The sequence below is a fragment of the Prolixibacter sp. DSM 2831 genome (assembly GCF_056493735.1).
The window spans coordinates 4,715,865-4,737,460 of record NZ_CM151379.1; the positions used below are offsets into that span (position 1 = coordinate 4,715,865).

17 protein-coding genes and 2 tRNA genes are annotated in these 21,596 nt (G+C 44.3%); 12 read left to right on the forward strand and 7 right to left on the reverse strand.

Going from position 1 to position 21,596, the window contains the following annotated elements; translation table 11 throughout:
• Nucleotides 1-5: 5 nt before the first annotated feature.
• The gene (locus AC060N_RS19510; protein ID WP_479525176.1) at nt 6-536 is read right to left on the reverse strand and encodes a CvpA family protein; all 531 of its coding nucleotides are present in this window, start codon (nt 534-536) and stop codon (nt 6-8) included.
• Between the two features lie 141 nt (nt 537-677).
• Here AC060N_RS19510 and AC060N_RS19515 point away from each other — a divergent pair, with 141 nt between their 5' ends.
• The 8 genes from AC060N_RS19515 (at nt 678) to AC060N_RS19550 (ending at nt 9,756) form a co-directional block, all read left to right on the forward strand.
• Entirely contained in the window at nt 678-2,201 is a 1,524-nt protein-coding gene (locus AC060N_RS19515) for a GH3 auxin-responsive promoter family protein (RefSeq protein ID WP_479525177.1), read from the forward strand.
• A 56-nt stretch (nt 2,202-2,257) separates the two neighbouring features.
• Nucleotides 2,258-2,872, forward strand: coding sequence for a deoxynucleoside kinase (locus AC060N_RS19520; protein WP_479525178.1), 615 nt, complete (start codon nt 2,258-2,260; stop codon nt 2,870-2,872).
• Nucleotides 2,873-3,134: 262 nt separating this feature from the next.
• Nucleotides 3,135-3,806, forward strand: a complete 672-nt coding sequence (locus AC060N_RS19525; protein ID WP_479525179.1) for a CatB-related O-acetyltransferase — start codon at nt 3,135-3,137, stop codon at nt 3,804-3,806.
• A 183-nt stretch (nt 3,807-3,989) separates the two neighbouring features.
• The gene (locus AC060N_RS19530; RefSeq protein ID WP_479525180.1) at nt 3,990-4,538 is read left to right on the forward strand and encodes a DUF7010 family protein; all 549 of its coding nucleotides are present in this window, start codon (nt 3,990-3,992) and stop codon (nt 4,536-4,538) included.
• Between the two features lie 107 nt (nt 4,539-4,645).
• A complete protein-coding gene (locus AC060N_RS19535; RefSeq protein WP_479525181.1) occupies nt 4,646-6,442 on the forward strand; it encodes a tetratricopeptide repeat protein in 1,797 nt (598 codons plus the stop codon).
• A 164-nt stretch (nt 6,443-6,606) separates the two neighbouring features.
• A complete protein-coding gene (locus AC060N_RS19540; RefSeq protein ID WP_479525182.1) occupies nt 6,607-7,815 on the forward strand; it encodes a serine hydrolase domain-containing protein in 1,209 nt (402 codons plus the stop codon).
• A 229-nt stretch (nt 7,816-8,044) separates the two neighbouring features.
• Nucleotides 8,045-9,052 carry an NAD(P)-dependent alcohol dehydrogenase gene (locus AC060N_RS19545; protein ID WP_479525183.1) on the forward strand — a complete coding sequence of 336 codons (1,008 nt, stop codon included), beginning with the start codon at nt 8,045-8,047 and terminating at the stop codon, nt 9,050-9,052.
• Entirely contained in the window at nt 9,046-9,756 is a 711-nt protein-coding gene (locus tag AC060N_RS19550; RefSeq protein ID WP_479525184.1) for a DUF4386 domain-containing protein, read from the forward strand. The genes AC060N_RS19545 and AC060N_RS19550 overlap by 7 nt, the downstream gene beginning before the upstream one ends.
• A gap of 115 nt (nt 9,757-9,871) precedes the next feature.
• On the opposite strand, the gene AC060N_RS19555 is transcribed toward AC060N_RS19550, so the two are convergent.
• Entirely contained in the window at nt 9,872-10,951 is a 1,080-nt protein-coding gene (locus AC060N_RS19555) for a fibrobacter succinogenes major paralogous domain-containing protein (protein WP_479525185.1), read from the reverse strand.
• 403 nt (nt 10,952-11,354) lie between these two features.
• Between AC060N_RS19555 and AC060N_RS19560 the strand changes: the two genes are divergently transcribed.
• Nucleotides 11,355-12,932, forward strand: coding sequence for a hypothetical protein (locus tag AC060N_RS19560; protein ID WP_479525186.1), 1,578 nt, complete (start codon nt 11,355-11,357; stop codon nt 12,930-12,932).
• A 62-nt stretch (nt 12,933-12,994) separates the two neighbouring features.
• Here AC060N_RS19560 and AC060N_RS19565 read toward each other — a convergent pair whose 3' ends face one another.
• Nucleotides 12,995-13,984 (reverse strand): adenosine kinase, encoded by a 990-nt coding sequence (locus tag AC060N_RS19565; RefSeq protein WP_479525187.1) that lies wholly within the window; start codon nt 13,982-13,984, stop codon nt 12,995-12,997.
• Nucleotides 13,985-14,174: 190 nt separating this feature from the next.
• Between AC060N_RS19565 and AC060N_RS19570 the strand changes: the two genes are divergently transcribed.
• The 3 genes from AC060N_RS19570 to AC060N_RS19580 all read left to right on the forward strand — a co-directional run bounded on the left by AC060N_RS19570 (nt 14,175) and on the right by AC060N_RS19580 (nt 14,700).
• Nucleotides 14,175-14,248: transfer RNA gene (locus AC060N_RS19570), tRNA-Asn, on the forward strand.
• A gap of 20 nt (nt 14,249-14,268) precedes the next feature.
• A tRNA-Asn gene (locus AC060N_RS19575) sits at nt 14,269-14,342 on the forward strand.
• A 67-nt stretch (nt 14,343-14,409) separates the two neighbouring features.
• A complete protein-coding gene (locus AC060N_RS19580) occupies nt 14,410-14,700 on the forward strand; it encodes a GIY-YIG nuclease family protein (protein ID WP_479525188.1) in 291 nt (96 codons plus the stop codon).
• Nucleotides 14,701-14,864: 164 nt separating this feature from the next.
• Here AC060N_RS19580 and AC060N_RS19585 read toward each other — a convergent pair whose 3' ends face one another.
• The 4 genes from AC060N_RS19585 to AC060N_RS19600 all read right to left on the reverse strand — a co-directional run bounded on the left by AC060N_RS19585 (nt 14,865) and on the right by AC060N_RS19600 (nt 21,541).
• A complete protein-coding gene (locus tag AC060N_RS19585; protein WP_479525189.1) occupies nt 14,865-17,279 on the reverse strand; it encodes a cellulase family glycosylhydrolase in 2,415 nt (804 codons plus the stop codon).
• A gap of 145 nt (nt 17,280-17,424) precedes the next feature.
• Entirely contained in the window at nt 17,425-18,489 is a 1,065-nt protein-coding gene (locus AC060N_RS19590) for a family 16 glycosylhydrolase (protein WP_479525190.1), read from the reverse strand.
• A 117-nt stretch (nt 18,490-18,606) separates the two neighbouring features.
• Nucleotides 18,607-20,058, reverse strand: a complete 1,452-nt coding sequence (locus tag AC060N_RS19595) for a glycoside hydrolase family 30 protein (protein WP_479525191.1) — start codon at nt 20,056-20,058, stop codon at nt 18,607-18,609.
• 19 nt (nt 20,059-20,077) lie between these two features.
• Nucleotides 20,078-21,541, reverse strand: coding sequence for a glycoside hydrolase family 30 protein (locus AC060N_RS19600; RefSeq protein WP_479525192.1), 1,464 nt, complete (start codon nt 21,539-21,541; stop codon nt 20,078-20,080).
• Nucleotides 21,542-21,596: the final 55 nt, after the last annotated feature.

Here is a 21,596-nt window from a genome sequence, read left to right on the forward strand (position 1 = left end):
GGAGTTTACAGCGAAACTTGCTGGACGCCTTCTTTCAGCTCTTTTTTGGCTTCGTCGAAATGGAAGAAGGGCAGAATGCTGGGCGCAAAATTCCGCAGCGGTTTGTACAGTATCGATTGATTGGCCTTTTCGGGTGGTATCAGGTTGAATGTATATTTGCCCACGGTTTCGATCAAAATCAACAAAATGCTGATGATAAAAGCGGCTTTCAACACGCCTACAATCACGCCGGCCAGTCGGGTCAACATACCGAGTGCTACAGCCTTAAACAGTGTGTCAGCCAACCGTGCCACCAAATGAACCGCGACCACAACCAAAATAAAGGTGAGGATAAAGGCAATCAAACCCAGATGTTCAGGATTCCAGTCGAATGCCGAATGCAGATAGTATGCTGTAAAGCCCGAAAATTCAACAGCTCCCCAAATCCCCAGCAACAAGGCAGCAATGGAAGCCAGTTCGATAAAAAATCCCTTTTGAAATCCCCGGACAGCAGCAAATACCAGAAGGGCGGCAAAAATAATATCAAGCAAATTCATGGTTTCGGATTGATTCGATAAGGTAAAAATATCAAAAAATGGAGCAGAAAAGAGGTACCCCGAAAAAATTATGTATTTTGCCTTCCGGGTGTGAAAAACTTAACATCCTGACCTTGAACCAACTTAATTCGAAAAAAACGAATGGCACTGCTGAATTCCATCATCAAATGGGTTAATTACAAACGCATTTACCAGATTGAACTCTACCGGAACCATGCGGAGGAGATTCAGGAGGAGATGTTATTTAATTTATTGAACGAGGCCAAGAACACCGAATGGGGCAGGAAATACGACTACCGCTCCATTAAATCGGTGGAGCAATTTGCCGAACGCATACCAATCAGTACCTACGAACAAATGGAACCGCACATTTCGCGGATGATCGATGGGGAGCGTAATGTGCTTTGGCCTGGCGAAATCCGGTGGTTTGCCAAGTCGTCGGGAACCACCAACGCTAAGAGCAAGTTTATTCCGGTTTCCACTGATTCACTGGAAGATTGCCACTTTCGCGGAGGAAAAGATGTGTTGGCCATTTACCACCGCAACTATCCCGAAGCCAAAGCCCTAACGGGAAAAAGCCTGACATTGGGTGGCAGTCATCGCGTTAGCAACCTCAGCAACAAATCGTATTACGGCGATCTCTCGGCCATCATGATAGAGAACCTACCGTTCTGGACTGACCTCAACCGGACGCCTCCCACAGAAATAGCACTGATTGAAGAATTCGAGCGGAAAGTGGACGAAATTACCAAAACTTCTATCCACGAAAATGTGACTTCGTTTGCCGGCGTACCGTCGTGGTACCTCGTGCTGCTTCGTCATGTACTCGATTACACCGGAAAAAATAACATGCTGGAAGTCTGGCCGAACCTGGAAGTATTCATCCACGGCGGCATCAACTTCGAGCCTTACCGCGAACAGTACCGCAAGCTGATTCCGTCGGACGAGATGCGTTATCTCGAAACCTACAATGCATCGGAAGGTTTCTTTGCTATTCAGGACGATCCTTCCCGGGATGATCTGCTGCTGATGCTCGATTATGGTATTTTCTACGAGTTCATCCCCATGTCGGAATACGGAAAGGAAAATCCGAAAACCATTCCGCTTTGGGACGTGGAAACCGGAATCAATTACGCGATGGTTATTTCAACCAATGGCGGCCTGTGGCGCTACCTGATTGGAGACACGGTGGTCTTTACTTCGAAAAATCCGTACAAAATCAAAATCACCGGCCGGACAAAGCACTTCATCAATGCATTTGGTGAAGAGGTCATCATCGATAATGCTGAAAAAGCGCTTAAGCAGGCTTGCGACGAAACCGGGGCCACCATTCGCGATTATACTGCCGGACCGGTTTTTATGGGCGACAACGCGAAAGGGGCTCATGAGTGGCTCATTGAATTTGAAACGCCTCCGGCCGATCTTTCCCGTTTTACGGAAATATTGGACAAGACACTTCAAAGTGTCAACTCGGATTACGAAGCCAAGCGACATAAAAATACCACTCTCAATTCCCCGAAAGTTATTGCTGCTGCCCAGGGTACTTTTTATCACTGGATGAAAGAAAAAGGCAAAATCGGTGGACAAAATAAAGTTCCACGCCTTTCGAATAACCGTGATTACCTGGAACAATTGCTTCCGTTTCATCATGAACTTTCGCGGTAGAGCGGAAATTATCGATGGTTTTATTACATTCGTATGTTTTTGAAAAACCCTAGACAATGCACATTGCCATAGCTGGAAACATCGGTGCGGGAAAGACCACACTTACAAGCCTGCTTTCTAAACATTACGGCTGGGAAGCCCATTACGAGAGCACTGATGATAATCCTTACCTCGACGACTTTTACCACGACATGCAGCGTTGGTCGTTCAATCTTCAGGTGTATTTCCTGAATAACCGGTTCAACCAGGTACTCGATATCCGGAAATCGGGAAAAACAATTATCCAGGACCGGACCATTTACGAGGATGCCGAAATTTTTGCTCCGAACCTGCATGACATGAGCCTGATGAGCACCCGCGATTTTAACAACTACCGCTCGCTCTTCGAACTGATGACCCGTCTGATCGAACCGCCGGATTTGCTTATCTACCTGCGTGCTTCCATCCCGACACTGGTGAACCAGATTCAGAAGCGTGGCCGCGATTACGAAAATTCCATTCGTCTCGACTACCTGAAACAGTTGAATCAGCGTTACGAAGCCTGGATTTCGAAATACCACAAAGGAAAAATGCTCATTATTAACGTCGATGAAATCAATTTTGCCGATAGCGCCGAGGACCTCAGCAAAGTCATTGACCGCATTGACGCCCAGATAAACGGATTGTTTTAGACAATCCGGGCAGAAAATATTCCGAAGCCACTGGAGAAATTCAGTGGCTTTTTTTATCGCAAATTCACATCATTAGGTCCGTCATTATAATTCCGAACGCCTGTGAGTCATGTACACTATACTTTTGTTATGTAACTTAATCAGAATTTAAAGAATTTATGAAATGCCTGAGCCTGACAATTATTTCAATAAATATCAGAGACTTTGAAGCAGCAACTTATTGCAACGAATCAATGATTTGATAACACCTAAGAAAAATCAAATGAAAAAAACACTGCTGGACCCACAAAAAAAGTATCCGATGGTAATGCCTGATGGAACTGAAATAAAAACCGTTGTTCACTTAAACCAGGTCATTGATCATCCACGAATCGAAATTGGCGATTTCAGCTATTTCGGACATTTCGAAGTATTACAGGATTATGCTTCCTTTTTAGCTCCTTACCTGTTTCCCCTTAGTCCCGAAAAACTAATTATCGGGAAATTTTGTCAGATCGCGCATGGTGTAAGGATTATCACCAGTTCTGCGAATCATAACATGAACGGATTTTCCACTTTCCCTTTTAACAACTTCATGATGACATCCGAAACCTCCCCGAAAGAAATAGAAGCGATGTTCCTGGTTCCCGGAAGAAAAGGAAATACACATATCGGCAACGATGTTTGGATTGGAATGGAAGCCATCATCATGCCGGGAGTTACCATTGGTGATGGAGCAATTATCGGGGCACGTTCCGTGGTTGTTAAAGATGTTGAGCCCTATACCATTGTGGGAGGAAATCCTGCTAAAGCGATTAAAAAACGCTTTTCTGAAGAGACGATTGAAAAGCTTCTTGAATTGAAATGGTGGAACTGGGATGTGGAAAAAATCGAACAAAACCTGGAAGCTATTTTGGGTTCAGATATTGAAAGGTTACTTAAGCTAAGCCTCTAAGTAATAATGTAGAATCCTTGAGAAAAAACATACATTATCCGATGCATGATGAGAGTAACCTTTTGGAAAGTACACTTATTAGCTAGCTACAGAAGCTCGAATAACTACCCACAAATAACTAACAAGTAATCTAACGCTTTTAAATAACAAGAGTAACTAACCTTCAAAAACAGAATGAAAGAAATGGAAATCCTAACCAGAACCCTTGAAGAACAACGAAATGAATTTGCTTCCCGGAAATTTATGGCAACTCCCATCGCCGGTTTAATAGCCTGGCTTATTACCGGGATTGCCGGAATGACAATGCCTCCCATCATTACCGTTTGGGTGTTGTTTATCAGTACCGGCGGCATTGTTTACATGTCACTATTCATCTCGAAATTCACCGGCGAAAACTTCCTCGATAAAACCAAACCGAAAAATGAATTCGATACACTGTTCCTGCTCACCGTCGGACAAGCAGTTTTGGTTTATTCCATTGCGATTCCCTTTTTTCTAATCGATTATACTTCATTACCCATGACCATTGGAATTCTCACCGGATTAATGTGGGTGCCTTTTTCGTGGATGATCAAACATTGGGTGGGAATTTTTCATTCGGTCGTCCGGACAGCACTGGTCGTTGCGCTTTGGTATTTACTTCCGGAATACCGGTTTGTTGCCATACCATTTGCCATCGTACTCATCTACATCATCACACTGTTCATTCTAAAAAACCGGAAAAAAGATTAACTGACGATCGTACAGAACAACGAAAAAGTTCCTGCAAAGCTCTCTATATAAGAAGAGCCGAAACCTCAAATGGCAAGTACAACCATTTAAATTCGTAGTTTTGTGTAGTGAAGGAAAATGCGCCAGACAAAACGATTGCTGTACTTCCATTTGTGAACATGAGTGGCAGCGAAGACGTTGAATATTTCAGCGATGGGATCACCGAAGAAATCATCAATGCGCTGGCCCGGATTGAGCACCTGAGAGTCACGTCACGAACTTCTTCATTTTACTTCAAGAACAAACACATCCCCATTCCGGAAATCGCCAAAGAACTTAACGTTGCTACCATCCTTGAAGGAAGTGTGCGCCTGGCGGCCAATACTGTTCGCATCACTGCGCAGTTAATTCATGCCGAGGAAGATTTTCACTTCTGGTCGGTAACATGGGACCGGAAACTGGAGAATATCTTTGAAATTCAGGATGAAATCAGCCTGTTAATTGCCGACAAGCTCCGGGAACAATACGGCCACCTCGAAATTCAGGACCACCTCGTCGGGAAGAAAACCGATAGCATTGATGCCTATGCATATTTCTTAAAGGCACGGTATCACTTTAACAAGTGGAACCCGGTAGATGCCCGGACCGCCATCGAACTCTACGAAAAGGCTATCGCTCTCGACCCGAATCATACCGACTCGTATGTAGGTCTGGCGGATGCCTACAGTTTTTTTGCCGTTACCGAACTGATGCCGCGTGAGGAGGCCTGGAAAAAATCGCGGGACTATACCGACAAAGCGTATTCACTGAACCCGCAACACGCCGGCGTACATTACCTGTTGGCTAATGTCTCCTTTTTTTATGATGCCAATTTTCACGAGGCAGCACAACATACACTGAAGTCGATTGAGCTGAAACACAATTATCCGGAAGCGCAACAGTTTATGGCCTTGTTGTACATCATTTCCGGCGAGATGGATAAGGCCAAACAGCACCTGGAAATCGCGCATGATATCGACCCGCTTTCGCAGGAAACCTTGTTTTACCGGGCCTACTACCACTACCGAAATGAAAATTATTCCGAAGCACTGACGCTATTGGATGAAGCTCTGGAAAAAAATCCCAATAATATTCCGGCCTACATTGTCCGTAGCTATTGCCTGTTGAAAACGGGACAATATGACGAAGCACTCGATTTCCTGGGAAAAATGCCGGAAGAGATTGTGGTTCCGGGCGAGCGTTTGGGAGTGATTGCCCTGTCGCATATTCTGAAAAATGACCGGGCAGAAGCAGAAAAATATTTCAAGCAACTAAAACAGGAAGCGCAAAAACCGACTTCTTTCCAGGCACACTCCTACCTGTTTATGGCGTACGCCTGCATGCGCAAAGCCGACGAGGCATTCTCGTGGTTGGATGACGCAATGAAAATCAAGTCCTCCGTTATATTGCTGAATTATACCGACCCGCTGAACAACTTTATCAAGGAAGATCCCCGCTACGAGCAATACCGACTGAAGCTTTATCATCAACCCGCTCTTTTAGAGAATAAGTCTGGTGAAAAACCGCCGCTGCTGGATGCAGAGACAGCCGACGCCTACACGGAGAATTTAATGCAGTTCCTCGCTGAAGAAGAACCCTTTCTGGTTCCTAATCTTTCGTTGCGCATGCTGGCCGAACAAGTCGACATACATCCCAACAAATTATCGTGGTTACTGAACGAACGTATGGGCAAAAATTTCAACGAGTTTATCAATCATTACCGGATTGACTATTTCAAAAAACTGGCCGTCGACCCGGATAACAGCCATATCTCATTGATTGGTCTGGCTTACGAAAGTGGGTTTAATTCCAAAACCGTTTTCAACACTTACTTCAAAAAGGAAACCGGGATGACTCCAAAGGAATTCCTGAAACAGAACAGCTAGCCTACTCCCTTCTCTTTTCCGGCACAGTCAGAATAAATCACACTTTTAGGTCCACAATTATAATTGCGAACCCTTATCCGGCACGCCTAACCTACATTTGCGTCATGATTTCATTGAGAATCAAATTAAAAAGCAATAAATTAAATCTCAGAAAATAAAAACTTATGAAAAAGGCCATTAAGATCATTCTGCTGACACCCCTTGTTTTGATTTTAGCCGCTCTGATTGTTCTGTCCATTATGTATTCGCCCACCTACATGTACCGGTTAATTACCATGAATGTGGCGGATGTGTATGACTACAAAAACTTTGAAAACAGGAAAATTGAGGGCTCACAAGACACTTTTCATTTTGCTGAAAAGCTCGATGAAGATTATGTGGAATCATTGTTTCACGATCGGGTCAAAAACTCCGGCTTTAAAACATTCGACGAGTGGGCCGAAAAATCGCAAACCACTGCGTTGATCTTCATCCGAAGAGATACCATTCTGTATGAAAAATACTTCAACGGCTTTTCGCGTGAATCCTACTTTCATTCGCAATCGATGGCCAAATCATTTATCTCGTTTCTTATCGGAGCCGCCATTGATGACGGTTTGATTTCAAGCGTTGATGACCCGATGACCAAATATATTCCTGAGCTGAAAGAACGGGATCCCCGTTTCGAAAAGATTACCATCAAAAATTTGCTGGAGATGCGTTCGGGCTTAAACTACTTCGAGGGATATTTTCCCGGTACCCACATTCATCTTCCCTGGCACGATGAAGCGGTTGGGTATTACCATCCTAACGTCCGAAAACTGTTGCTTAAAAAGATCGACATTGCCCGTGAACCGGGAAAATCATTTCAATATTGCAACTATAATACCAGTTACCTGGGATTGATTATTGAGCGAGCCACCCACAAAACAGTATCAGCCTACCTTCAGGAAAAATTGTGGTCACGAATCATGGAATACGATGCACTCTTTTCTATCGACAGTAAGAAATCGGGCTTTGAATATATGCCCAGTCGCCTAATTGCCAGAGCCATTGATTATGCCCGCTTTGGTCGTCTTTTCCTGCATGATGGCAATTGGAACGGTCAACAAATTATTTCAAAGGATTGGGCTATATCATCTACCCGGGAGAACAAGTCCATTCCTCGCGATATTTACCCGGATTGGCTGGGGAAAGGATGCAAACACACCTATTATTCCTACCAGTGGTGGGGAAATACCAATTGCGATTCGACATTTCATTTTTTTGCCAACGGAAATCTCGGTCAAAATATCTATGTCATTCCTGACAAAGACATTATCATCGTTCATTGTGGAAATTCGCTGGAGTACTACAACGAAGGTGACTTGTGGCATGCAGCTGAACAGATTTGACTTAGAATCCGATAATCTTCCATAGAGAACCTCGTGGCGTTGGTCACGGGGTTTTCTTTTTTCCTACCGGGAAATACGTTTCTCAACTCCAATATCAGACAATTCAGTCCACAATTATAATTCTGAACTTCTCGCAACAATCCCGAACTTCCGCCAGAAACAGCTCCCCTACATTTGCATCATCACTTCATTGAGAATCAAAAAGAAAACAAATCAAAATAATGAAGCCATGAAAGAAATGATGAAAGCAATTGTTGCCACGGGCTACGGCTCACCGGATGTGCTGAAACTACAACAGGTAGAGAAACCTCAACCCAAAGAAAACGAGGTATTGGTAAAAGTACACGTCTCCTCGGTTACAACTGCCGATGGTATGATGCGGACCGGCAAACCTTATTTCGGCCGACTGGTAACCGGATTGACCAGGCCCAAACATCCCATTCCCGGAACCGGTTTTTCCGGTGTCGTGGAAGCCGTTGGTGAGAAAGTAGAAATGTTCCAGCCGGGTGACGAGGTGTTTGGTGAAACCACGCTTGGGTTTAGCACCAACGCCGAATATTTCACCATACCTGAAAAAGGTGTAATTCTGCACAAACCTGATAACCTTAGTTTTACTGATACTGCAACCTTCTGCGACGGACACCTCACTTCCCTGAACTTCCTGAAAGAGATTGCCCAAATCAAACCGGGACAGAGAGTACTGATTAACGGGGCATCAGGGAGCCTGGGAACAGCAGCTGTGCAAATTGCCAAATACATGGGTGCTGAAGTGACCGGAGTTTGCAGCACGCGAAACGTCGGCCTGGTCAAATCGCTGGGAGCTGACTTTGTGATTGACTACACGAAAAATGACTTCACCAAATCCGGCAAAACCTACGACGTGGTTTACGATACCGTTGGGAAAAGCTCCTATTCAAAAAGCAAAAACATTCTTTCTGACTCAGGATTGTATGTATCGCCTGTCCTGAAATTCTCGCTACTGCTGAAAATGATGTGGACTTCGCTCTTCAGTAAAAAGAAAGCTAAATTCAGTGCCACCGGGCTTCGTTCCGACGAAGATTTGCGAAAGCAACTGACCGATCTGGTCACCCTTTTTCAGGAAGGAAAGCTGAAAACGGTGATTGACCGGCAATATCCGCTGGAAAAAGTGTCTGAAGCCCATACCTACATCGCTTCAGGACACAAAAAGGGAAATGTTGTCATCATTGTGCAACCGGAAAATGATTCGTTATGGTAAGCAAGAGAAATTCCGCGCAGATAGCAGGTATCGCCATTTTGATAATGGCCGCTGTTGCCGCATTTACCTATGGCTACATTCACAATTCCCTGGTCGTTCCAAATCATTCTGAAACCACAATTGGCAATCTCAAAGCTTCCACATGGCTTTTCCGGACAGAAATTGTCGGGTGGCATTTCATCCTGCTATGTGATGTTGTTGTTGCCTGGGCGCTCTATAAGTTTTTCAAAGATGAAAATCAGCTGCTTTCTCAGATAACTGCTGTTTTGCGTCTTGTATACGCCGCCGTTTTGGGTGGAGCGGTTTTCAAGCTCATCAGTGTGCTGGGGATTGTAAACGGAAAAGCGGGAATCGTGCCGGAGCTAGCCGATCAGCAAATGTTGTCTTTCCTGAAATCCTTTGAAAGTACCTGGTCGTTTGGACTGATCATCTTTGGATTTCACTTGTTTTTACTGGGCTTTCTTGCACTCCAATCAAAAGCCATTCATTCTTCCTGGGGAGTTTTATTGATTCTTGCAGCCCTGTCGTATATCACGATTCACAGCTCGAAAACAGGTTTTCCCCAGTTCGATAGCCAGATAAAAACCGCTGAAACGATACTCAGTTTACCCATGGCTTTGGGAGAAGTTGGCTTTGCCGTGTGGCTGATCATTCGGGGAGGAAAACCAAAAATGAAAATAAATGAAGCCTTTCAAAACAGTTAACTAAGCTTGGAAATCATGAAAAAAAACATTCATCTAATGAAAGAGTCACAGAACATTAGCTCTGTGACCCTTTTTTTTATCGCTATGATTTTATCTAAATAATCGAATAGCTAAATTAATTCCTGATACAACGAACACTAAACCCCATCCACTTACTCGTATACTCACGCTGAGTGGAACGGATTAATGTCGCTTTACTGTATCTCAAAGTTCGGGACCAGGCGCCGCCACTCTTTTTCTCAGTGCCACTCCACCAGAAACCAGCCTGTCCAGGGCGGATTAAAGCATGCCCTATGAGACCTCCGCCCGGAAGAGCCGTAAAACCAGAAGAATTATTGGATGATAAATCGTATCCAATTGTAACATTAATACGTGAGCCAAACCAGTTGGTTGTAGCTGCTAAAGCTTTGGCAATATAAATGTCTTTATATACACCATATCCATTATCAATTAGGTAATTCGCAAGTTGTGTCCACTCCTTATCACTTGGCAGGTGCCATCCTTCGGGGCTGGCTGTTTTGGCAGCAGGCCAGTTGTATAAAACGCCGTAGGTTTTATAATTATCGGTTGCTTTGGCATCGGCTGTATTGGCGCCCCAGTAACCATTTACGTAATAATAAGGCTTGGTGCCTGATAGGATCAAAGAATTTACGCTTGGCAGGTAGGCCAGGTTTTCAGCCATCCAAATCTGGTCGCCGATTTTTATTGTTTTGTATACTTTACCATCCCTGGGGTCGGTATACGTTGGGTTTTCACCAGCCAATGCCCGGCAATCGAAAACAATTCCGTTACCAATTGTTGTATCAATAGTGCCCGAACCTACCAATCCATCAACCTGGTTAATTACTGCCTGAAGTTGATTCATGGCAGGCTTCTCATTCCCTTTATCAACGCTTTTTATTACATTTTTAAGCTTTGAGACAAGGGCTTTGGCAATTCCGGGTTTCAGTTCTCCTTTGGTCACATAACCATTAATCTTCGAAATCAGGTTGGTGATTAGCACAGTAGAGATAGATGAACTCTGAGATGCTTTAGAGATGGAGGCACTTTTTAACTGGCCCTCCTGAGCTGCATTTAAGATACTTTCATCCTTCTGACAGGATTGGAATGTTACTGAGAGCAAAACAGCGATTAGAATAACGGGGATTACACGTCCCATAAAACCCTTTCGACGGATCTGAATCTTCTTTTCCATTTTTGTGAATGTGAAATTTTTAAGCATGTGATAATAAATTTATTAAGAATATAAAATTGGTGTCTACTCAGGTGATATAAATGCATCGTTGTAATAATATCTAAGATAATTCAGAGGGAAATATCAGACAATTTCGTCTTTTTTTAGCAGAAAAGAAAGGAAACCGGTTCCGGCTTATGTGATGAAATTCAATCTTGCTGCCTTTCGAATGATAAAAACAGGCCCTGTCGACTTACCCGGGGTATCTTAATTGGGTTGATACTCAAAATCCCCAAAAGGGATATCCAGAATGAAAACAAAACTATCCTTCTTCATATCTATCAAGAAGTTAACGGCATACTGAATTAATGGTACGGGTTTTGCACTCCTTATGTCAGAATCAGCTCATTTAATACCTACAGCTATGAAAAAAGCAATTATCATATCCGTCCTTGCAATCCTCACCTTTTGGGCAGGTATTGCAGCAGCAAGAGATTATCCCGATGAGTACCTGGGGCTGCCGGGTGACAACCTGAATCTCTACGCTACCATGAAATTATTCCAGGAGTCGGAAACGTTGGAAGCTTTTGAAAGAAGTCTGAACGACCCAAATTCACACATCAATAATCTCGACCTGAATGGAGACAACCTGGTTGACTACATTTCGGTGGTTGATTATGTTGACGGAGACGTTCATAACATCGTTTTGAGAACTCAACTCAACAGAAATGAAACACAGGACATTGCTGTTTTCACCGTTCAACGCTTCGACGACGGGACAGCCAGGATACAGCTTATTGGTGATGAAGCGCTTTACGGCAAAAACTACATTGTTGAACCCATTTATGCCGACAGTCAGGAAACACCCAACCCGGGTTACATGGGTAATGCCACAGTTATAGCAACTCCGGCACCGGTTACCGTTACAACCTACCAGGTTGCCTTCTGGCCCATCATCCGGTTTATCTATCGTCCCGGTTATGTTCGCTGGCATTCCATCTGGGGATGGGGACATTATCCTTCCTACTGGAATCCGTGGCGCCCTTATTACTGGCATACTTACTTTGGCTATCACAGCCACTTTGACCATTATTACTATGCCCATTATCGCCATTGGAATCATTATCGGTACCATCGCTACCACAATTTCTATTACAATCATGTGCGGGCACATTCTCCGGGAGTACGCGATAGAATCAGGAGAGGTAACTACAGAACAACCTACTCACGCCCGGATCTGAGAAGAAGAGGTGACGAAATATACAGGAGAACAGCCCGACGAAGCACGGGATATCGAACGGACAACTCAAATCACCGAAGAACGAACAGCCGGCAGTCTGTGAACCACAGAAGGACTTACAATGCCAATTCAAATTCAGGAAGGCGAACGATTTCAAGCAGCACGTCACGGACACGGACCAATTCTTCCATCAACAGGAGCTCGGCAAACACCCGAAGGTCATCGACAATACGCTCCGGACGATCCACTGCCAATCCTTACCAGGGAAATAGAAACGGAGTATCTCAAAGTCGAAGCAGGAACAATTCGTCTTACGGAACAGGCACACGTTCTTCGGTAAACACACAAAGACGCGCGCCGCAAAAAACGACAATAAACAGAAGCAGATCGTCGAGGTCATCTACTGTTGGTCGGACTTACAGGAGACCAACGCAATCACGCACGACTTATTCAAACAGGTCATCTTCGAAACCAAGGGTGTCCTCCCGATCTTCGAGTTCAAGCAGTTCATACCGGCAGCCCAGAGTGTCATCGGGATCTTCTGTTTCAAGAAGCTCTTCCAGACAGCCCAGGGTATCGTCCCGAAGTCATAGCTCAAGCAACAGAAATTCAAGCGTTGCACACAGGAGTAGTCGTAGCTCCAGCAGCCGAAGCTCAGGCGTTAGAAGTAGTCGCAGCTCGAACAGTCGAAGTTCCAAAGCTACTACTAAGAGCAGTCATTCCCGATCATCTTCGGGCAGAAGATCAGGACGCAGGAAGTAAAAAGACACAAAAAAGCCGGTCATTTCTGACCGGCTTTTTTAATTTATTTCTTTTGCAGTATTTTACAACTGGGCTTCTGCCGCTTTAATCTCACTCCAGGCTTCTGCATCCAGTTGCGCTCCGACAACGCCGATAATCCGACCGGCCAAAAGTGCGCCCAGGTGACCGGCTTTTTCCAGCTCGTAGCCTTTGGAAATTCCGGCCAGCATACCCGCCGCGAAGAAATCACCGGCTCCGGTTGTATCAACTACTTTGTTTCCTTTAGCAGGAATGTGCCATTTACTGGTTCCTTGTTTGATGAAAGCACCTTTGCTACCCACTTTTACAACGGAAATATCACAGCGCGATGCAATTGCATCCAACGCATCTTCCGGCTCTTTCCCTGTAAAAGCTTTTGCTTCCTCTTCGTTGGCAAACAAAATGTCAACGTAATTATCTACCAAATCATTCAGTACCTCAAGATTTGTTTCCACGATATTGTAGCTCGCCAAATCGAGTGCCACTTTCAAACCTGCTGTTTTGGCTTTTCTGGCTGCTTCCAGAATCAAAGCATAATTCTGCACCAAATAGCCTTCAATCAGGAAGTAATCAAATCCTTCAAATACTTTCGGATCAACGTCGTCAGCCCCCATATCGACCGCAGCTCCGAGGTAGGTTCCAAAGGTGCGCTCTCCGTCCGGGGTAATCAGGGCCACAGCCCGACCGGTACGGGTATTCATTTTTTTCAGAAACGGTTCAATCCGGTTTTCTTCGAGTTTTGACTCGAAAAAGCGTCCCATATCATCTTCGGCAACCGATCCGACAAAGCCGCAGGGAACATCCAAATTAGCCACGCCATTCATGGCATTGGCTACTGAACCTCCGGTCGTTATCTTTTTCTCAAAACCATTTGTCTTTTCCTGCATCTTCTCTGAGAGTTCGCGATCGACCAGCGTCATGCTTCCTTTCGGAAGTCCAAATTCCTGCAGAATGGATTCGTCACGGAGAAGAGTCATAATGTCTACCAGGGCATTGCCTATACCCAGGATTTTCGGATAATCAACGTTATGCATTTTGTGCTGTTTTTGACTTTAAAATTTTCACAAATATATTTTAGTTTTTAGGAAAACCTGTTATTTTTGCAACGCCTTTGACGAAAACGTTGAAGGAATGTTCTTAAAAAATCCGGTGAAAACAATAGTTTGCGAGCCGAAAACAACTATCTTCGCACTGCAAACATTGGTTAGAAACCGATAAAAAAATTCCCTAGTAGCTCAGTTGGTTAGAGCGGCGGACTGTTAATCCGTAGGTCGTAGGTTCAAGTCCTACCTGGGGAGCACTTTTAAGGAAAATATTTTCCCTAGTAGCTCAGTTGGTTAGAGCGGCGGACTGTTAATCCGTAGGTCGTAGGTTCAAGTCCTACCTGGGGAGCTGAAAAGCTGGTCAAAGACGACCAGCTTTTTTTGAACCTTAACATTTTCAATGCGTTAAAGTGAAAATGTTTTACGTCTACATCCTGTATTCTCCCTCCTCTGATATCTTTTATGTTGGTTCTACAGATAATGTGGAGCGAAGACTCGAAGAGCACAATCATCTGTCTGAAAATAGTTTTACCAGCAGACATCGTCCATGTGACCTCAAAGCTGCCTTTGAGGTCGATCGTTCGTGGACAATTTCCCTAAAGATTGAAAAGCATATCAAAAGACAGAAAAGCAGAGAATATATTGAAGCCATTATTGAACGAAATTCAATCGACCGGTTAATTACGAAGTTTAGTTCACTTGGTTAGAGCGGTCCCGACGTACGTCGGGATTAATCCGTAGGTCGGAGGTTCTCCCGATGGCCGTCGTCCTACTTGTGTGAGCCAAAAAAGCTGGCCAAAAATGACCAGCCCTATTGGTTTTATGCGTAATTCATATCATAGTAACACCCGAAGGAACAAATCCTCTCACGCTAATTGACTTTCAAAAACTTCAGGGTGTTGCTGTTATTCTTTCCAATTAGCTTTATCACATACATACCATTAGGAATATCATGGATATCGATATGCTTCTGATGACTGTTTAACGAAGTCTGCATTACCGCCCTCCCACTCATGTTATATATGTTGACAATTACTGGGTCCTCCTGCCTTGACGTGATGTTTATGAAATTTCTCGCCGGATTAGGAAACACATTAAATTCGTTTGAGAAGCCATCACGAATGGACAAAACGGCTGTTTCAAGCGGATTGTTGGTAAATCCCCAATTAAAGAATTCCCAGCCCTGAGGTGACGTTCTTGTACAGGTCATTCCGCCGGTGTCTCCATTTTCTGATGACACAAACATATTATTCGCACCTTGTATGGAATATACCCCACATAAATCCGTCAACCTTAATTTTTCATTTTCGCCAATAGTAGATGAACTACAATACAGTTTGTTATCTGAACTGTTCAACGTTACGTATTTACCATTATATCCTTTCAATGCATAGAATCCGTTGCCGGCATCCACCAGGGTAAAGGTTTCCGTGTTTCCCAGAGTAGATTTCGTGCACGTTAACAAGCCGTTATCGGCCGAATAGGTAACATATTTATCATTGCTTCCCTTTAAATAGATGATCTTGTCGGTCCGCACGACTGGAACAGCATCCGGAATCGTGTTATTTTCGTAAATAAAATTTACTGAAGCAAGATTAAATGTGCCGGAGACATCCACGATTCGAATCTTTCGGGTACCTTTCTGGCTAAAGCCGCCAACACACTGCACGGTTTTCCATTGTGTCCAGCCTCCTGTTTGAGGGATGTCGACCGTAGCCAATGCCTCGGTTCCATCTGAGTTCTGTATTTGGATTTTGCCAGAACCAGAACTTCCATTGGCCGCTCGAAATTCAATGGTATAAGTGCCGGCAGAATCAACCTGGCAGGTATATTGCATCCACTCACCGGCACTCAACCATCCCACATCGTACCCATTTGATAAACTATCGGTACACTGTTCAATATCTACACCATTGTTCCGATATGCCCATCCATTGTTCCATGCGGTGTATATTCCGGTTGTCACCTGGTAATTGGCCCATTGCTGATCGGAATAAGCATATCCATTCATCCCCTGATCGTAGTTTGGTGCGTATACTCTTCCCGGGATATTATGTGTTGTGAAAGGCTCGGTTTCCCGATTCCCCGGCTGGGTGAATATGGATCGTAAAACCTCGTTATGTATTGTGCAGTTTTGTAGTTTTACATTTTCGGCCATCTGCATCATGGTATTAAAAGCAGCATCCGGACTGAGATTGGAATTGGTACCTCCCAGATAATTTAAAACATCCATATAACCATCTGCCCATTTTGCATCTGCAAAATCATTTATACTTTCGAATTTCTTCATGGGCCACCATGACATCCCGATATCATTTGTCTGTAGCAATTCGGTGAGCCTGGTAAAAAGATGATTACTGTTTTCTCCTTGTTCACCGCACCATATTGGCCTGTTTTGTTGTCTCCGCAAGTCAAGCACCCACTGAATATCGGATGTATGATTACTTGACCAGTATTTATGAAAAACATAAACCATGTTTGCATCCCAGGCAGGCGTTAATCCTGTGTAATCATTAGCATACCAGTTACCCTCAATGAATAAAATATGCTGATCGCCATCCGCCCGGATGGTATCTGTTAATCTTCCATACAAATCCCGCAAATCAGTCCCATTGGGAAGGTCCCATGCCGGTTCGTTTAATAAATCATAGCCGGCAACATAGGGTTCATCCTTGTATATTTCAGATAGTTTACGCCAAAGCTTGACCGTTTTGGTTTTGTTCGTCTCGCTCTCCCATAACGACGGTTTTGTACTGTCATAATCAGATATATCACCACTATTTTGACCACCTGGCGCTGCATGCAAATCGATTACAGCGTAAATTCCTTCTTCCCTGCACCAGGTTATTACGCTGTCCAGAATGGCAAACCCTTTCGGATTCCATACATCCGGGGTACCGGAATTGATGAAATACTCATAATGAAGAGGCAAACGGACCGAGTTGAATCCCCATGCTTTCACCTGTTTGATATCCTCTCTTGTGACGAAGTTTTTCAACCAGGCATCATAAAAAGTGGCAACCTTATCACTCCCCATCAGACTGGTCAATTTTGACTTCCAGGTATGCTGGTCAGGTGCCTGACTAACGGAATTCATCATGTACCCTTCCATTATCTGCCAGTTACCAAAGTTCATGGCATTTAACAGAACTTCCTGATCGGTTGAGCTATTAACAATCTTTTGGCCGCTAACTTTTAAAAGTTGAGCATGCGCCTTTGTTTGAAACAGCCATAGAAATATCACAAAGAAGATTACTAAAAGTCTGGTGTAGTTTGTTTTTTTCATTTTTTGGTTTTAAAAAGAGTAAATACATGGATTGAGCTAAGGAGCTGTTTTATGGTCAATTCGAACACAGATTAATTCTGCCTTCAGAAACACGGCGAGGAAGAAACCAACCGGAGGTTATATGAGCCAAACTCTTCCTTTCACCTTATTTGTAACTATAAACCCGAACGTAATCAACCTGCATTTGTACCGGGAAAATACTATCGTCAACACCTTTTGCTCCTCCCCAGGTACCACCTATTGCCAGGTTTAAGATAAAAAAGCAGGGTTTATTGAAGGGCCAGGTCGAATCATTCTTCACGGATGGATTATAGACATAATATGGTTTCGTCGGATCGTCGATATAATATTCAATTTTGTCGGGTGTCCAGGTCATTCCGTAAACATGAAAGGCGCTTTCACAATCCTTCAGCTCCAACCGACCATTATTTACCGTGTTTCCATAACTGGAAGGAGTATGAATGGAACCTTGAATCCACAGGGGATCGTAGCCAACATGCTCCATGATATCCAGCTCTCCGCACGCAGGCCACCCGACAGTTCCAATGTCAGAACCCAACATCCAGATGGCGGGCCATGTACCGGTACCCGACGGCAATTTTGCCCGAATTTCCATCCGTCCGTAAAGAAATTCATGCTTACCGGCCGTGTTAATTCGGCCGGAAGTATAATCGTATTTATGTTGGCCGGCGCCTATCTTCTTCGCTGTAATAGTCAGAATCCCATTTTTAACCGTGATATTTTGCGTTCCAGTCGTATATTTTTCCCACTCATTATTCACATCCACATTGGTCTCATAACTCCAGTTATCGGTATTCAGCGTATCACCGTCGAATTCATCGCTCCAAACGAGTTTATTGGGCACATAAGCCGGATCGTCTGCCGCAATCACCACATCCTTGCTGACCGACGCATTGGTTCCATCGGCCTGCCACAACCGAAGCGTAACCTTATAGGTTCCCTTCTGAGGAAAATAATAGGTAACAACGGAATCATTCTGAATCGTTTCATCAGGAAAATTCCAAGCCAGCGAGTGGTATTGTCCTTTCGATGTGGACGTAAAAACAATATAATTCGCGCTGTCTGTTGCATTCACAGGGGCAAACTCGTAATCAGCCACAGTAGTGTTGCCAGCCACGTCGCTTCCGCCATTTGAACTACACGAAACAAAAAGGATAACAGATAAAAATATTGCTAGCAATGCTTTCATTCGTATTGATTTTAGTCAGTTAATATTCCAGTTACCATACCTACGTTGCCAAAGAACCAGCCTTCAAATCGGTTTGGAAAGTCCGGTCGTGATAACGTACTTCAAATTGCTGCATATCTATTGAATTATCAGGGTTGAGATGGAATGTGGCAGACTGGTTGTACCGGTGATTTTTCCTGCTACCCGGAGATGATAATCCATCTGTTTATCCGTTGGGTTCATCACGATGACCGCCAGTTTTCCATCTTTGTTTACAAAGGCCGTGGTAAGCAACTGGTCGCGATTGGAAGAACTGATAATGCGACGGGCTCCTGGACGGACAAATTTGGAGAATTGCCCGAGGTAATAATAGATATTGGTATATATGAGTTGGCCCGTTTTCGTGTCACCAATAATGGGTGCGAAACAGTAGTTCCCTACATGATTCGGACCGCCTTTTTCATTCAGCAGAATATTCCAGTCGGTCCATCCCACCGTACCGTTGTTAAAATCGTTAATCATGGAGCGACCATATTTTTCGCCCAGGCTCCAGTCGTGAATCCGGGAAAATTCGAAACGGTCGACACAACCTTCGGTAAAGAGCAATTTCTTACCAGGAAAAGCCTGATGCACATAAGCCTCCTTTTGGAACTGCATCTTGCCACCCCCCCACGATTCATACCAGTGATATCCGATTCCCCACACATATTTAGCGGCATCCGGATCATTCAACACGACACTGGCCCGGTAGTAGAGCAAATCGCGGTTATGATCCCAGGCAATAATTTTCTTATCCCCCAAACCATCCCGTTTGAGTGTCGGTCCCAGGTAATTCTTGATAAAATCACGCTCATCAGCGGCCGTATAGATGCAAGATTCCCAAGTCTGTTTGGCCAGTGGCTCATTTTGCACCGTCATTCCCCAAATGGGCACTCCATCGGCTTTGTAGGCCTTGATGAATTTTACGTAATAATTAGCCCACGATTGCCTGTATCGTGGTAGAAGTTTCCCTCCATGCAGCATATCGTTGTTATCTTTCATCCAGGCAGGAGGACTCCATGGACTGAGAAAAATCGTCAGATGATCACCCGTAGCCGCAATCGCTCTTTTAATTAACGGAATGCGGTATTTCTCGTCGTGAGCCACGCTAAACGTGTTGAGCAGGGAATCGTGATCGGCCACGTAAGTATAGCTTTCGCTGGAAAAATCGCAACTGTTCATGTTGGTTCGGGCAAGGGTATAACCAATTCCTTTTACAGGATTGTAATAGGCCGATACCAACTCATCCTGAGACTTGGCTGGCAGTTTCGCAAAAGTCTCAGCCGCCGCATCGGTAATGGCGCCGCCAATTCCCAACACGGTTTGAAAACTTCTCGTTGGATCGACAAAAATCCAGGTTCCTCCGTTCAGCTTCCCGGGGGCATCTTTCAATTGCAGGGTTCCTACATCTGATATGCGTAAGTTGGTATCTTTTGCGGTAGTATAAACTTCGGCTTTTTGTGGTGATATATGAGTTGTTTGTCCTTTAGCAAAAGAGGTTGCGGCTACAAGAGTAAACGACAACAGGAGTAACGCAATATTCTTCTTCATACATATTAACTGTTAAGGATTACCAGATAAACGTTCCGACTGCGCCGGCCATTAAGGTCGGTGACACAATCTTTCCGTTAAAACGAATATTAAATGTGGTAGTCGATGAGCCGTCATTCAGCACAATCAATACTTTTTTACCATCAGGCGTTTTGAAGGCCACATTCTGCAAATTGCCCACAATGTTGGAGCCAATTCGAACCGAACCGGGCCGCACGAATTTCGAGGCATGGGCAATGATGTAGTAGCTCACATTTCGCGTAACATATGTACTGATGGTCAGTGCTCCCAGGCAAGTTGAACATCCACCTTTGGTATGTGGTTCCAGATTGGGATCGGAAGCCAGGTTCCATTCGATGACATTTTTGCTCCAGTTACGGGTCGCACCGATAATCAGGTTCTTAATGTGCCACTGCAAATCGCCGTTAAAACTTCCGGTTGACGAAGTGTACTGTTCGGTAAAATAGACATTCTTATCAGGATACTGGTTGTGAACGGCTGACATGGTGCTGATATCGCCGGCATAAAGGTGAAATGCTGCCCCAGCAATGTAAGGATATGCATCGGGATCGCTCAAAACGGTAGTTGCGTATTCCGGATGATCCAGGTTATGGTCGTAAATAATGATTTTGGTGTCAATATTATTCGTTTTGAAAAGTGGTCCAAGATCGTTCTTGATGAAGTCGGTCTCCTCGGATGCACTCATCAACATGGAGGGATTATTGTAAGCATTCAGGGGCTCATTTTGAGGTGTAACCGCTTCAATATTGATTCCTTCCGCCTTCATTGCCAAAATATATTTGACAAAATAACGAGCATACGCATCGTAACATTCCGACTTCAGACTTCCCCCAACATAACTTTCGTTGGTCTTCATCCATCTAGGAGCAGTCCAGGGCGTGGCGATAATTTTAATAGAAGGATCCAGCGCAACTATTTTCTTTAGAATAGGAATCAAATCGGTTTTTTCTTTATCGATACTGAAGTGTTGCAAATCGAAGTCGGTTTCCCCGGTAGGAATTTCATCATAGGTAAATGGTTCAGCACTTAAATCGGAAGCTCCGATACTAATCCGCAGATAGCTTACTCCAATATTTGTTGAATCGGTAAGAAACAACTCCTTCAGCAAAGCTTCTTTTGTGTTATCATCCAGTCTATTGATCAAGGTGGCGCTTCCGCCGGTCAGTGCAAATCCAAAACCATCAATCGTTTGGTAGGTTTGCGTGGTATCGACGTCGATGGTTAAATTATTATTGGTGGTCGCGCTGAAAACCAAACGGGTATTTTGCTTCTGAAACAGGATGGAACGATCGGCCCTTGTCTGCCAAAAGGCCACGTCTGTTTTTACCGCTTGGGGCGGAGTTGTATTACTATTCGGCGGAGTTACAGGAGCATCGGCTGATTTGCTGCAGCCTGAAAGCACCACGACGAAAAATAGAAGCCAACAGGCTATCAAATACCTGCGCACAGGTCGTTTTTTCATGTGTTTTTGCTGTTCAAAAATATACGTACAGAGTCAATAACAGGAAGTCATGTCA